Here is a 13566-nt window from a genome sequence, read left to right as displayed (position 1 = left end):
ATGACTTCCACGACGGCCGCCCACGCCGCGGACCTGGTCGCCGCCCTGTTGTTCATCCTGAGCCTGGCCGGACTGTCCCAGCACCGCACCTCCCGCGCCGGCGTCGGCTACGGCATCGCCGGCATGGGCCTCGCCCTGGTCGCCACCGTCGTACTGGCGTCCCGCAGCATCAGCGCCGGCGCGGTCGCGCTGATCCTCCTCGCCATGGCGCTGGGCGCCGTGCTCGGCCTCTGGCGGGCACGGCAGGTCGAGATGACCCAGATGCCGGAACTGATCGCCGTGCTGCACAGCTTCGTCGGTCTCGCCGCGGTGCTGGTCGGCTGGAACAGCTACCTGGAGGTCGAGTCCCACGGGTCGGCCCAGAGCGCCGTCGCCGCCGAGCTGCTGCGCATCCACCACGCCGAGGTCGTCATCGGCATCTTCATCGGCGCGGTCACCTTCACCGGCTCCGTGGTCGCGTTCCTCAAGCTGTCCGGACGGATCGCCTCCCGCCCGCTGACGCTGCCCGGCAAGAACGCGCTGAACGTCGGCGCACTCGCCGCGTTCGTGGCCCTGACCGTCTGGTTCACCGTCAGTCCGGGCCTGGGCCTGGTGATCGCGGTGACCGTGCTCGCCCTGGTGCTGGGCTGGCACCTGGTGGCCTCGATCGGTGGCGGCGACATGCCCGTGGTCGTCTCCATGCTGAACAGCTACTCCGGCTGGGCCGCGGCCGCCGCCGGGTTCCTGCTCGACAACAACCTGCTGATCGTCACCGGCGCGCTGGTCGGCTCCTCGGGCGCCTATCTCTCCTACATCATGTGCAAGGCGATGAACCGATCCTTCCTCTCCGTCATCGCCGGGGGCTTCGGCATCGAGGCCCCCTCCGGCGGGAGCGAGGAGCAGGGCGAGCACCGCGAGGTCCGCGCCGAGGAGGCCGCCCGGCAGCTCGCGCAGGCCCGGTCGGTCGTCATCACCCCCGGTTACGGGATGGCGGTGGCACAGGCGCAGCACCCGGTCGCGGAACTCACCCGCCGGTTGCGCGAGCGCGGCGTCGAGGTCCGCTTCGGCGTCCACCCCGTCGCCGGCCGGCTGCCCGGGCATATGAACGTGCTGCTCGCCGAGGCGAAGGTGCCCTACGACATCGTCCTGGAGATGGACGAGATCAACGACGACCTCGCCGACACCTCCGTCGTCCTCGTCATCGGCGCCAACGACACCGTCAATCCCTCGGCCGCCGAGGATCCGGCCAGCCCCATCGCGGGCATGCCGGTGCTGCGCGTCTGGGAGGCCGAGCAGGTGATCGTGTTCAAGCGGTCCATGGCCTCCGGCTACGCGGGGGTCCAGAACCCGCTGTTCTTCCGCGAGAACAGCGCCATGCTCTTCGGCGACGCCAAGCAGAGCGTCGAGGAGATCCTGCGCGCCCTGGACGCGGACGGCCGGGACGCCCCGGCGCCGGACGCCCGCCGGACCGCGGCGGCCGGCCGGACGGCCGGATAGGCCCGGAAGGCGGCCGCGGTGGGCCGGCCGGAGCGGCGGCCGGCCCACCGCGGCCACCACGCGCGGCCCCCGCGTCGATCCAGCGCAGGGGCCGGGACCGACGCAGGGGTCAGGGGCGCGGCCCGGGCCGGAGAAATCGGCGGCCCGGTCGTGTCGATCCGCGGCCGCCCCGTTCGACCTGGGATAGAGAGGATCGACGAGCGATCCCCAGGACGACGGAGAAGAGCCATGGCGAAGTACATGTTGATCATGCGGGGCAGTGACGAGTCGATCGCGGCGATGATGGAGACACCCTTCGACGAGATGCTCGCGACCATGGGCCGCTTCAACGAGGAGCTGATCCGGGCCGGCGTGCTCGTCGCGGCCGAGGGCCTGGACGACGCCGCGCAGAGCGTGGTCGTCGACGTCAGCGGTCCGACCCCGGTTGTCACCGACGGCCCGTACGGTGAGACCAAGGAACTGTTCGGCGGCTTCTACATCCTCGACGTGGCGTCGAAGCAGGAGGCGGTCGAATGGGCCAAGCGACTGCCGGCCTTCCCCGGCACCAAGATCGAGATCCGGCGCGTGCCAGGGATCGACGAGTTCCCGCAGGACAACGAGTGGATCATCAAGGAACGGGCATGGCGCGAGCGGACCGGCCAGCTCTGACACCCACGCCGACGGAGCACCCGCCGGGCGGTGAGGCCGCCCGGCGGGCCGTCGAGGCCCTCTGGCGGATCGAGTCCGCGCGGGTGGTCGGCGCGCTCACCCGGTACACCGGGGACTTCGACCTCGCCGAGGACGTCGCGCAGGAGGCCCTGGCGCAGGCACTCGTCGCCTGGGCCCGCGACGGCGAGCCGGCCAACCCGGTGGGCTGGCTGCTGGCCACCGCCCGGCGGCGCGCCGTCGACCACTTCCGCCGCCGCTCCGCCCGCGACGAGCGCTACGCCGCGATCGCCGGCCGGCTCGTCGAGGGCGGGGCGAGCTCCGGGGCCGAGCCGTCGCCGGACCGGTCGGACGACCTGCCCTGGGACCCGGACCGGATCGAGGACGACGTCCTCGCGCTGATCTTCGTGGCCTGCCACCCCGTCCTCTCGCCCGAGGCCCGCACGGCGCTGACCCTGCGGGTGGTCGCCGGCCTGTCCAGCGAGGAGATCGCCCGCGCGTTCCTGGTGCCCGTGCCGACCGTCCAGGCGCGGATCACCCGGGCGAAGAAGACGATCGCCGCCGCCGGGGTCCCCTTCGAGCCGCCGCCGGCGGCCGAGCGGCGCGAGCGGCTGGGCGGTGTCCTGAGCGTGCTGTACGTGATCTTCAGCGAGGGCTCGACCGCCACCAGCGGTGACCGCTTGCTGCGCCCCGATCTCGCCTACGAGGCGATCCGGCTGGCCCGTACCCTGACCGCGCTGCTGCCCGCCGAACCGGAGGTGTTCGGGCAACTGGCGCTGTTCGAGCTCACCGCCGCCCGCTTCCCCGCGCGCACCGGCCCGGACGGCGAGGCCGTCCTGCTGGAGGACCAGGACCGCCGGTTGTGGGACCGCTCCGCCGTCCGGCGCGGCCTGGCCGCGCTCACTCGGGCCACGGCGGCCGGACGCGGTCTCGGGCCCTACGGGCTGCAGGCGGCGATCGCCGCCTGCCACGCCACCGCCCCGTCCGTCCCGGAGACGGACTGGGAGCGCGTCGTGCTGCTCTACGAGGCGCTCGGCCGGGTCGCCCCCTCCCCCGTCGTCGAGCTCAACCGGGCCGTCGCCGTCGCCATGGCGGCGGGACCGCAGGAGGCCCTGCCCATCGTCGACGCACTGGCCGCCGCCGGCCACCTGGCGGGCTCCCAGCTGCTGCCGAGCGTGCGCGGGGAACTGCTCGCCCGGCTCGGCCGCACCGCCGAGGCACGGGCGGAGCTGGAGCGGGCCGCCCGGCTGTGCCGCAACACCCGCGAGCGCTCCGTACTGCTGCGCAAGGCGGCGGCGCTCGGCTGACGCCGCCCCCTCCCCCGGCCGGCACCGGGCCGTGCTCCCGCTCGGCCGTGGCCCCCCGGCGGCCGGGCGGCACGGCCGAGCGGGCTGGGAGCGGGCATGTGGGGACGGGCGCAGGCCCGGACGAGGGCGGCGGGATCCGTCTGAGCCGCTGCGGCCGGACCGCGGCGCCACCCGGCCGTACCTCCGCACGAAAGGCGAATCGGCCTGTTCGGCACCCTTGTTGACGTGGCGTCACGGGGCCTCGGAGGCCGTCGCACCGCCCGTGGAGGACTTGGGTAAAGCACTTCCAATATCTACATGACATGTGCCATTGTACATTTCACATTCCCCACCGGGCGCGAAGAATCCGCTGCGGCGGCGCCTTCGCCATCGGTCCTCACCCCCACAGGCCGCGTCCCCAACGCGGCTGACGAAGGCCCCGGAGGCCCCCACGTGAGTACCGCACGCCTGTTGCGAATCCCGCGACTGGCAAGAGTGTTGACCCTTGCGCTGACCCTGCTCCTGACGGTCGGCCTGTTCGCCCCGCGCGGCCAGGCCACCCCCGTACCGGCCTCGTCCGCGACCGGCGGAGCGACCACCGCACCCACCCCCACGTCCACCGAGCTCGCACCGCCCGCCGCCGACGGGAGCATCGGCACGAAGGCCACGCACCAGGAAGGCGAACCGACCCTCACGCCGAGCGGTCTGATACCGCGCCAGGCCGACGACCCGTCGACCGACCCGGGCCCTGCGGCCAAGTCGCTCGGCCGGAGCGCGGCCGCCGGCGAGGCCGCGGCCTGCGACCCGGCCGACTTCGGCCGGACCGGCGCGGCCCTGGTCCAGCTCGTCAAGTCCGTCGACCTGGACTGCGTCAACGGGCTGTTCCAGATCCCGACCGCCCAGGCGGCGGCGGCCTTCCGCGAGTCCCAGATGCTGACCGTGGCCGACGCGGTGCGCGAGGCCGCGGCCGCCTACCGCGGCGACAACAGCGGGTCCATCGCGCAGCTGATGTACTACCTGCAGGCCGGCTACTTCGTGCAGTACGGCAACCAGGCCCTGGTGGGCCCGTACGACAAGATCCCGGACGCCGTCCGTTCCGGCGTCCAGGCGTTCTTCGCCAACCCGCACGCGCTGGACGCCACGGCGGAGAACGCGACCCCGCTCGCCAAGGCCACCACGCTGGCCGACGTCCCGCGCCGCAGCGCCGACTACGTGCCGGTGGTCAAGCAGGTGCTCAACGCCTACAACAGCGGCGCGTGGGACCGCAACGACCTGCTCTGGTCGCTCAACCCGGTGTTCAACGTGCTGTTCCGGGGCAACGACAGCCGTGATCCCGCGTTCCTCGCGGCCGTCCGGGCCGACCCTGGCGTCATCGACGCACTGTACGGCTTCATCAACCGCGCGGGCTCCCAGGCGGGCGGACCCTACGGCACGGTGCTGACCAACGCCGTCAACGAGCTGGGCCGCTTCCTCGCCTACCCCGAGTTCCGGCCGAAGGTCCGCTCCTCCCTGCAGGCCCTGGCCTCGACGTACTCGGTGACCGGCCCGACCCGTGACCAGCGGGCCGCCGTCGCCCTCGCGGTCGGCTTCAACGACAAGGCCGCCTGCGGCTCCTACGGCACCTGCGACGACGCGAGCCGCTTCAAGGCCGTCTACCTCCCGCTGTCCTACCAGTGCAGCCCGAGCATCCGCATCCTCGCCCAGGACATGACCGGTACCCAACTGGCCGACACCTGCGGCAGTCTGAAGGGCCAGGACGCCTACTTCCACGCGGTGGCGCGGGACAACGGCCCGGTCGCGGACGACAACAACTCCGTGATCGAGGTCGTGGTCTTCGACTCCAGGGCCGACTACATCGGCGTCGCCCCGATCGTCTTCGGCGCCAACACCAACAACGGCGGCATCTACCTGGAGGGCGAGCCGGCCACGCCCGGCAACCAGCCCCGCTTCCTCGCCTACGAGGCCACCTGGGAGCGCCCCGCCTTCCAGATCTGGAACCTCAACCACGAGTACACCCACTACCTCGACGCCCGCTACAACCTCTGGGGCAACTTCCGCCAGGGTGAGGCCACCCCGCTCGTGTGGTGGACGGAAGGCCTCGCGGAGGTCGTCTCCGACTCCTACCGCAAGGTGGTCAACACGGCCGCCATCGACGCGGCCGGCCGGCACACCTACCGGCTGAGCGACCTCTTCGACACCGCCTACGGGAACGAGGACCGGGTCTACCGCTGGGGCTACCTGGCCGTCCGCTACATGCTGGAGCAGCACCGCGCCGACGTGGACGCCGTGCTCGCCCAGTACCGCAAGGGCGACTGGGCCGGCGCCCGTACCCTGCTCAAGTCGACCATCGGCACCCGCTACGACGCCGACTTCGACAGCTGGCTGACCCGGTGCGCCGCTGGCGCCTGCCGCACCACCCCCACCTTCCCGACGTTCTCGGAGTGCGCCGACGGCGACCTCCGGAAGCTGGACCGGAACTGCGTCCGCGGCAACGTGTCGGCGACCGCCGGCAACTACGCGCACTTCTACCTGCTGGTCCCGGCCGGCACCCGGCAGCTGCGGATCACCAGTGAGGGCGGCACCGGCAACGGGGAGCTGTACTACAACCCGTACGGGTGGGCGTACACCAACGCCTACACCACGCGCTCGGCCGGGCCGGGCAACTCCGAGTCCCTGACCGTGACCAACCCGCCCACCGGCTACGTGTTCTTCAGCCTCTACGCCCCGGAGGGCTTCAGCGGGGTGAGCGTCACGAGCGAATTCTGACCGGCCGCCCCCGAGCGACCGCACAAGGACAGGTGACCGCCCCGGTGGAGTGCTCCGGCACCCCGCCGGGGCGGGTCCGTCGCGCCCGGGGGCCGACGCCCCCGGACCGGCCCGGCGGGCTAGCCCCGCGCGGTGAACGTCGCCTCGGTGAAGGTGGTGACGTCGGTGAAACCCAGCCGCCGGTACAGGTCCACGGCCGCGCCGTTGTCCGCGCGGACGTTCAGCCCGATGTGGTCGGCGGTCTCCGCGAGCTGCCGGCACAGTGCCGCCACGCAGGCCCCGGCGGCGCCCTGCCGCCGGACCTCGGGGTGGGTGGTGACGTTGCCGAGCACGGCCACCCGCTGCACGGGCGACCAGGCGTGCACGCCCGCGACCGCGACCAGACGGCCGTCCAGCCGGGCGCCGAGGTACTGGCCGGTGTCGACCATCCGGTCGTCGAACCAGTTGCCCGGGTAGGCCGCGGCGAACAGCTCCTCCAGCTCGGGCAGGTCCGCGCGGCCCAGCGGGGCCGGCGTCCACCGGCCGACGGGGTACGCCTCGGCCGCGCGCCCGGGGTCGGTGAGCGCCATCCGCAGCAGCGTGCCGTGGGGGCGCACCTCGTAGGCGTCCGCCAGGATCTTGGCCGCGTCCCCGGTGAGGTGGCCGAAGAAGCGGCGCGGCAGGACCGGCAGCAGCTCCCGGACCAGGTCCTCCACCGCCGACGCCTCGTCCGCCCCGCCGAAGGCCAGCACGGTGGGGATGTCGCCGACGGCGTACAGCAGCGCCACCGGACCGTCCGGCGCGAGGGAGAACCACGAGGTGTGCGGCCACAGCAGGTCGTCGAGGTCGCCGAGTTCCATCAGGTGCAACGCCGGGTCCCGGCGGAAGCGGGCTTCGAGGGCGGCTCGGTCGTGCAGGCTCTGCAAGGGCATCGGGCCAGCATACGGACCGCCGGCCGGCCGGGAGAGCACGGCCCGGCTCCCCCGCGAACGGTCGCCCGGACCCGCCGTCGGTCGGGCAGCGGGGTGGCGACGCCGCTGCCCGGCCGGCGGATCAGGAGGTGAGCTGCCCGGGCCGGCCCGGCACCCAGAGCGGCACCGGACCGGCCTGCGTCATGGACCGGGTCGCGTACTCCTCCAGGCAGGCGGCCGCCCGGCCCTCGTCCCCGCCGCTCAGTTCCACCAGGGCGGTGGCGGCGACCCACACGCAGGACAGCGTGAGCGCGAGCGTGTCCTGGCGGCGGTACCGGCGGCGCACGTACGCCTCGCACCGTTCGGCGATGCGCCGACCGTGGGACTCCCGCTCCGCCGCCGCCTCGGGCCCGCTGCCGGCGGTCGCCACCTGCACACCGTGCCAGAGGAGGGCCAGCGCGACGGGTTCGGCCGGGTGGGACGCGTCGGCGATCCGCGCCCGCTCGTGGGCCTCGGCCGACTCCCGGCCCAGCCGCTCCAGCGCCGCCGGCCCGTCGCCGTCACCGGTCAGCAGGACCAGCTCCGCGGCCCGGTGCACGACCGCCCGCAGGACGCCTCCGGCCGGTACCCGGAGCCCGGCCGCCGCCGGGTCGGCGAAGGCCAGCCAGGCGTCCGCGAACGAGGCCGCCCGCAGCTGCCACAACCATGGCGGGGCCCCGGCCCCCGACCGTTCCCCCGCCGCCAGCCGGATCAGCCCCAGGGCGGCGAGATCCGCCGCCTCCGTGTCCGACCCGAGGCCGAACAGCCGTCCACTCCCCATCACGTACCCCCGTCAGCGACCATCACCTGGTGACGGCACATCTCACCACATTGGGACGCGAACGAACTGCACCCGGCCGCCGATGAGACCCAGGACACGTGCCGGCCGACACCCGGCCGGGCGGTCGCTCACCCGCCCGACGGCGCGGCGGCGGCGGTGCGCGGGCCCCGCATGACGACGGCGTAGACGCCTGCGGCGGTCAGCAGGCCGGCCGGCAGCGAGAGGTCCATACCGACGGCACCGGCGATCGGACCGGTGTAGAGGGTGTCGACGCACAGGGCGCCCGCGGTGACGCCCGCCGCGAGCGCGGCCGCGCCCGCCCGGTTGACGCCGCCGGTGTACCAGAACGGGCCGCCCGGGGTCTCGTCGGTCAGCGCCGGACCGTCGTAGCGGTTGCGGCGCAGCAGGATGTCGGTGGCGTAGACGGCCGTGGCGGGACCGAGCAGGACGACGGTGAGCTGGAGGATGTTGCTCACGGTGTCGAGGAAGTCGGCCACCAGCAGCGCGTACAGGGTCAGGGAGACCGAGACGGCGCCGTCGACCAGCACGCTGAGCGAGCGGCGGATCCGCAGGCCGACGGCCTGGAGGGCGAGGCCGGCGCTGTAGGCGGTCAGCGCGTTGAGGGAGATCGTGCCGAGCACGAGCGCGCACAGGAAGACCGGGGCGAACCAGCCGGGCAGCAGGGACTCCAACGCGGTCTGAGGGTCGGTCATGTCGACGGCCGTGGCGGCGAACGCGCCCAGCGAGCAGACCACGACGCTGGGCAGGAAGCCGCCGAGGGCGGTCCAGCCGGCGACCGCCCGGGGGGAGGAGGTGCGCGGCAGGTAGCGGGAGAAGTCGGCGCTGGTGGTGTACGAGAGCGGCCCGGCGGCCATCAGGGTGACCCCGGCGGCGAGGGTGGCCCACAGGGTGCCGCCGCGCAACGGTTCGGCGGGCCGGTACCCGAAGTCCGCGTGGCCGATCACGCGGACGGCGACGACGGCGAACACCGCGCCGAGGACCAGGGTGATCGGGAGGTAGAGCCGCAGGATCACGGCATGGCCGTAGACGCTGATGGTGAGGGTGAGCGCGGCGATCGCCACCACGACGACCGCCTTGACGCCGGTGCCGGCGGGGATGCCGACGCGCTCGACCAGCGAGAAGGCGGCGACCGCGGCGGCGGCGAGGTTGAGCGCGAAGTAGCAGACCGAGATCGTCCAGCCGGTGACCGCGTTGTTGACCCGGTTGCCGCGCACGCCGTACAGGGCCCGGGTGATCACCTCGCTGGGCGTGCCGGAGGCCGGGCCGGAGACCGCGAGCAGGCCGGTCAGCAGCCAGCAGAGGTTGCCCACCACGATCACCGCGACGGCCTGCGGGAGGGTGAGGCCCATCAGGACGAGCGCGCCGCCGGTCACCAGGCTGAGGTAGTTCACGTTGGCCGCCGCCCAGACGCGGAACAGCTCGCGGGGACGGCCGCGGCGTTCGCCGTCCGGGATGTGGTCGATGCCGTGCGCCTCCACGCGGGTGGCCTGGACGGTGGTGCGCGGGGGGTTGGGGACCTCCGTGTGGGGGTCTGGAATCGTGGATTCCATGGAGTCCTCCGAAATGTCGAGCACAGGAGCAGGCTTGTCTATTGGTCGCACATCCAATAGCGTGCCGGGCATGTCGTCAAGCGTTCAGCCGAAACGGGTCCGCAAGACCCCCGAGGCCCGTCGCGCCGAGATCGTGGCCCTCGGCGCGACGGTGGCCCTCACCGAGGGCCTGGAGTGCATCACGCTGCGCCGGATCGCCGACGAACTGTCCGTCCGCCCGGGTCTGATCAGCCACTACTTCCCGGTCGCCGAGGACCTGGTCACCGAGGCCTTCGCCACCGCGGCGACGGCCGAGCTGGACGAGCTGATCCCGGCCGACCGACCGGCCGGACAACCGCTCGAACAGCTCGCCCGCTTCCTCGCCCGGACCACCGGGGAGGAGTACGACGACCTCAGCCGGCTCTGGCTGAACGCCCGGCACCTGAGCCGGTTCAGGGCGGGACTGCGCGAGCAGGTCGGCCGCCAGGAGGCCCTCTGGCGCGACCGCCTGAGCGGCCTGATCGCCGAGGGCGTCGACGGCGGGGTCTTCCGCGCCGAGGACCCGCTGCTCGTCGCGGTCCAGATCCTCGTCGTCCTCGACGGGCTCGGCGTGCACGCCAACACCGACCGCACCACCCACCCGCCGGCGGTGACGGCGATGGCCACCACCCTCGCCGAGAGCGTCCTGGGCCTGCCGGCCGGCTCGCTCACCGCACCGACCGCGATCCCCTGACCCGCCGGGTCCCCCGACCCGGCACTCCCCCGATCCACCAACGGCCGCCGCCCGGCGGCCGGGAGAACGCAAGGAGCCGCCCGTGCCCACCGACCTCGTCCTGCTCTCCGGCCGACTGCTCGACCCGGCCACCGGCGCGTTCCTCCCCCACACCGCCCTCGCGGCCGGCGGCGGCCGGATCACCCACCTCGGCGACGACCGGGAGATCCGGGCGCTCGCCGGCCCGGACACCACCGTCATCGACGTCAAGGGCGCGGTGGTCACCGCCGGCCTCGTCGACGGCCATCTGCACCCGGTGTCGGGTGCCGAGCGCACCATGGGCGTCGACCTCTCCGGGTGCGCCGACCTGCCGGCCGTCCGGGAGGCACTGGCCCGCGAGGCCCGGACCCTGGCGCCCGGCGGCTGGCTGCGCGGCTGGGGGCTCGACCCCAACGCCTTCGGCGACCAGCCGGTCGGGGCCGCCGCCCTCGGCGCCGTGCTGGACGGCCTCCCGGCGGCCCTCGACCTGTTCGACGGCCACTCGCTGCTCGCCAGCCGTCGCGCGCTCGAACTGGCCGGCATCGACGGACCGCGCGGCTTCGACCAGGCCGCCGAGATCGTCTGCGACGCGGCCGGGCGCCCCACCGGGCTGCTGCTGGAGGACGCCGCCTGCGAGTTGATCGAAGCCGTCGCCCCCCGGCCCACCGCCGACCAGGTGCGCGAGCGGGCCGCGACCGTCCTGCGCGCGATGGCCGCCGCCGGCCTGACCGGCGGCCACGCCATGGACGCCAACGGCGACAGCCTCGCCACCTACGCCGCGCTGGAGGCCGACGGCGCGCTCGCCCTGCGCCTGCGCGTCGCCCCCTGGCTCCAGCCCGACGCGGACGCCGACGCCCTCGCCGAGCTGATCCGCCTCCAGGGCACCGGCGGCGCCCGCTGGCGGGTGGACGGCGTCAAGCTGTTCATGGACGGCACCATCGACAACGGCACCGCCTGGCTCGAACACCCCGACTGCCACGGGCAGTCCACCCACGCCTTCTGGCCCGACCCGGCGGCCTACACCCGGGCGATCGCACAGCTCCACCGGGCCGGCGTACCCACCGCCACCCACGCCATCGGCGACGCCGCCGTCCGGCACGCCCTCGACGCGGTCGAGCGGGCCCAGGCCGGCGAGCCGGGTGCCGGACGCGCCGTCCGCCACCGCATCGAGCACATCGAGACGGTGCCCGACGACACCGTGCACCGGTTCGGCCCGCTCGGCGTCGTCGCCTCCATGCAGCCCACCCACTGCTGCGACTACACCCGGGCCGACCACACCGACAACTGGTCCCGCCGGCTCGGCGAGGAGCGCGCCTCGCGGGCGTTCCGCTGCCGGGACCTGTGGGACGCCGGCGCGACCGTCGTCCTCGGCTCCGACTGGCCGATCGCCCCCTTCCCGCCGCTGGGCGTGATGGCCGGGGCCCGCCACCGCCGCCCCGGCCGGGACCTCACCGAACCGCCGCACGGGATCGAGCAGGCGCTCACCCCGCTCCAGGCCCTCCAGGGCATGACCGTCAACGCGGCCCGGGCCGCCGGGGAGGAGGGGACGGCCGGACGCCCGGTCGTCGGCCACCGCGCCGACCTCACCGTGCTGGCCGAGGACCCACTCACCGTCCGCAGCACCGAGCTGGCCGAACTGCCCGTCCTGCTCACCGTCGTGGGCGGACGGCCGACCCACCGCGACCCCAGCCTCTGACCGGGCACGACGGCGATCCGGCGGCGCCGGGTGGGGGCACACCGGCTGCCCGCGCCCGGCGCCGCCGCGTCCCGACCGGGGACTCCAGCGGCCTTTGACGGAGCAATAGCTAAATCATCGACATACTTCGATCATTGATCTATTGTCGTCCCCATGGCCAACCGTCAACTACAGGAGCCGACCAGGCTCGTCCTCACCGCGCTGGCAGACGCCCCGCGGCACGGCTACGCGATCGTCCAGGAAGTCCTGGCCATCTCCGGCGGCCGGACCAAGCTCCTCACCGGCACCCTCTACACCGCGCTGGACCGCCTCCTCCAGCAGGGGCTGATCCGGATCGACCACGAGGAGACCGTCGCCGGCCGGATGCGCCGCACCTTCGCCCTCACCGAGGACGGCCGGCAGGTGCTCGGCGAGGAGACCGAGCGCCTGCGCGCCGGGATCGCCGAGGCCGACCGCCGGCTCGCCCTCGGAGGCGGAACCGGCCTCGGCACACCCCGACTGAACGGAGCCACCGCATGACCACGCCCTCGTCGGCCACCGCCCTGCCCAGCAGGCTCCCGCTGCTCGGGCTCTACCCCGCCGCCTACCGGGCCTCCCACGGCGAGGAGATCGCCGCCGTCTTCGCGGAGTCCGTCGAGGGCAGCGACCGGCGGACCGTCGTGCGCGAGTGGGCGGCCCTGGCCGCGCACGCCGTCCGGCTGCGCACCCGGCTCAGCTCCCGCGACCCCGCCGGGCGCGTCCTCGCCGGCGCCGCGCCGTTCATGCTCGCCGGCGGGGCGGCCCTGGCCACCGTCCACCTGGTGACGGGCCTGTTCGTCACGGTGCCCCGGTTCGACCTGGGGAGCACGAACTCCACCGCCACCGCCGTGGTGGGCGCCGTGCAGACCGTGCCCTGGATCCTCGCGCTGCTCTGCGCGGCCCTCGGACGCTGGAGCTACGCCCGCCTGCTGGTGCTGGCCGGCACCCTCGCCCGGATCGGCGCCGTCGCCGGCTTCTTCGTCCACCCGTCCTGGGCGTTCGCCCAGTACCTCTTCCTGCTCCCGCTGTGGCTGCTGCTCGCCGCACCGATCCTGATCGCCCCGCCGGACGCCGTCGACCACTCGGCCCGCGGTCGCGCCGGGACGACGATCGCCGCGCTCGCCCTCGCACTGCCGATGACCACGCTCGTCCTGAACTGGCCCTGGCGCGAGGCCGGGGACTACTCCGAGCCCGTCTTCTCCGACCACCTCCAGGCCGTCCTGGACGCCGCCTCGGCCTGGCCGGCCCTCGTGCTGGCGACCGCCTTCCTCGTCCACCTCGCCGCCGCCCGCCCCGACCGGCTGCGCGCCGCCGGAACGGCGCTGGCCGTCCTCCCCTGGACCGTGATGCTCGCGGCGCCGTACTACTCGCGCCCCCCGCGCGATCTCGCCGAACTCACCCGCAACGCCGCGGTCGTGGCCGCCTTCCTGGCCGTCGCCGTCGGCCTCGCCGCCCTGCGCCGGGCCCTCGCCCCGGCCTCGGAGCCGGTCGAACCGGCTTGACGCGGCGCGGGACCCGGCGACCGCCGGGCCCCGCCACCGGGCCGGGCCCCCCCGCGGCCCCGGGGGGGGCGGCCCGGGGCCGGGCGGGGGGGGGGGGGGGTGGGGCGGCCCCCCGCCCGCCCCCCCGCCCCCCCCGACCCCGGCCCCCCGGGGGGGAAAACCGGGT

Annotated in this window: 11 protein-coding genes; 8 read left to right on the top strand and 3 right to left on the bottom strand. The window is 74.5% G+C overall.

Translation table 11 applies throughout. The annotated features are described in order from the left end of the window. From pntB to ACFXHB_RS17765, 4 genes are all read left to right on the top strand, one after another. Positions 1-1476: a Re/Si-specific NAD(P)(+) transhydrogenase subunit beta gene (gene pntB / locus ACFXHB_RS17780; RefSeq protein ID WP_380575237.1), complete on the top strand. Its 1476-nt coding sequence runs from the start codon at positions 1-3 to the stop codon at positions 1474-1476. 228 nt (positions 1477-1704) lie between these two features. After that, a complete protein-coding gene (locus tag ACFXHB_RS17775; protein WP_380575235.1) occupies positions 1705-2124 on the top strand; it encodes a YciI family protein in 420 nt (139 codons plus the stop codon). Beyond that, a complete protein-coding gene (locus ACFXHB_RS17770) occupies positions 2097-3428 on the top strand; it encodes an RNA polymerase sigma factor (RefSeq protein WP_380575234.1) in 1332 nt (443 codons plus the stop codon). The genes ACFXHB_RS17775 and ACFXHB_RS17770 overlap by 28 nt, the downstream gene beginning before the upstream one ends. A 474-nt stretch (positions 3429-3902) precedes the next feature. Beyond that, positions 3903-6173, top strand: a complete 2271-nt coding sequence (locus ACFXHB_RS17765) for a collagenase (protein WP_380575233.1) — start codon at positions 3903-3905, stop codon at positions 6171-6173. A 119-nt stretch (positions 6174-6292) separates the two neighbouring features. Here the strand turns inward: ACFXHB_RS17765 and ACFXHB_RS17760 are convergent, their stop codons facing one another. The 3 genes from ACFXHB_RS17760 to ACFXHB_RS17750 form a co-directional block, all read right to left on the bottom strand. Beyond that, positions 6293-7084, bottom strand: coding sequence for a GNAT family N-acetyltransferase (locus ACFXHB_RS17760; RefSeq protein WP_380575232.1), 792 nt, complete (start codon positions 7082-7084; stop codon positions 6293-6295). Positions 7085-7205: 121 nt separating this feature from the next. Continuing rightward, positions 7206-7883, bottom strand: a complete 678-nt coding sequence (locus ACFXHB_RS17755) for a hypothetical protein (RefSeq protein ID WP_380575230.1) — start codon at positions 7881-7883, stop codon at positions 7206-7208. 128 nt (positions 7884-8011) lie between these two features. Next, positions 8012-9454, bottom strand: a complete 1443-nt coding sequence (locus ACFXHB_RS17750) for a purine-cytosine permease family protein (protein ID WP_380575229.1) — start codon at positions 9452-9454, stop codon at positions 8012-8014. Positions 9455-9524: 70 nt separating this feature from the next. Between ACFXHB_RS17750 and ACFXHB_RS17745 the strand changes: the two genes are divergently transcribed. The 4 genes from ACFXHB_RS17745 to ACFXHB_RS17730 all read left to right on the top strand — a co-directional run bounded on the left by ACFXHB_RS17745 (position 9525) and on the right by ACFXHB_RS17730 (position 13400). Further along, on the top strand, positions 9525-10166 hold the full coding sequence (locus tag ACFXHB_RS17745) for a TetR/AcrR family transcriptional regulator (RefSeq protein WP_380575227.1): 642 nt from the start codon (positions 9525-9527) through the stop codon (positions 10164-10166). 82 nt (positions 10167-10248) lie between these two features. Beyond that, the gene (locus tag ACFXHB_RS17740; protein WP_380575226.1) at positions 10249-11880 is read left to right on the top strand and encodes an amidohydrolase; all 1632 of its coding nucleotides are present in this window, start codon (positions 10249-10251) and stop codon (positions 11878-11880) included. A gap of 153 nt (positions 11881-12033) precedes the next feature. Further along, positions 12034-12399: a PadR family transcriptional regulator gene (locus ACFXHB_RS17735; protein ID WP_380575225.1), complete on the top strand. Its 366-nt coding sequence runs from the start codon at positions 12034-12036 to the stop codon at positions 12397-12399. Beyond that, complete coding sequence (locus ACFXHB_RS17730; protein WP_380575224.1) at positions 12396-13400, top strand: hypothetical protein; 1005 nt, start codon at positions 12396-12398, stop codon at positions 13398-13400. Before ACFXHB_RS17735 ends, ACFXHB_RS17730 begins: the two co-directional genes overlap by 4 nt. Positions 13401-13566 lie beyond the last annotated feature (166 nt).

It is taken from the genome of Kitasatospora sp. NPDC059327, assembly GCF_042752535.1.
Classification (GTDB): Bacteria; Actinomycetota; Actinomycetes; order Streptomycetales; family Streptomycetaceae; genus Kitasatospora.
Note: the sequence above shows the minus strand (reverse complement) of the source record. Positions and strands in the feature narration are given on the sequence as shown.

What these genes read in the sequence shown, in the direction of transcription:
- pntB (WP_380575237.1), top strand. Translation starts at nt 1, where the DNA reads ATGACTTCCACGACGGCCGCCCACGCCGCGGACCTGGTCGCCGCCCTG.
- ACFXHB_RS17775 (WP_380575235.1), top strand. Translation starts at nt 1,705, where the DNA reads ATGGCGAAGTACATGTTGATCATGCGGGGCAGTGACGAGTCGATCGCG.
- ACFXHB_RS17770 (WP_380575234.1), top strand. Translation starts at nt 2,097, where the DNA reads ATGGCGCGAGCGGACCGGCCAGCTCTGACACCCACGCCGACGGAGCAC.
- ACFXHB_RS17760 (WP_380575232.1), bottom strand. Translation starts at nt 7,084, where the DNA reads ATGCCCTTGCAGAGCCTGCACGACCGAGCCGCCCTCGAAGCCCGCTTC.
- ACFXHB_RS17755 (WP_380575230.1), bottom strand. Translation starts at nt 7,883, where the DNA reads ATGGGGAGTGGACGGCTGTTCGGCCTCGGGTCGGACACGGAGGCGGCG.
- ACFXHB_RS17750 (WP_380575229.1), bottom strand. Translation starts at nt 9,454, where the DNA reads ATGGAATCCACGATTCCAGACCCCCACACGGAGGTCCCCAACCCCCCG.
- ACFXHB_RS17745 (WP_380575227.1), top strand. Translation starts at nt 9,525, where the DNA reads ATGTCGTCAAGCGTTCAGCCGAAACGGGTCCGCAAGACCCCCGAGGCC.
- ACFXHB_RS17735 (WP_380575225.1), top strand. Translation starts at nt 12,034, where the DNA reads ATGGCCAACCGTCAACTACAGGAGCCGACCAGGCTCGTCCTCACCGCG.
- ACFXHB_RS17730 (WP_380575224.1), top strand. Translation starts at nt 12,396, where the DNA reads ATGACCACGCCCTCGTCGGCCACCGCCCTGCCCAGCAGGCTCCCGCTG.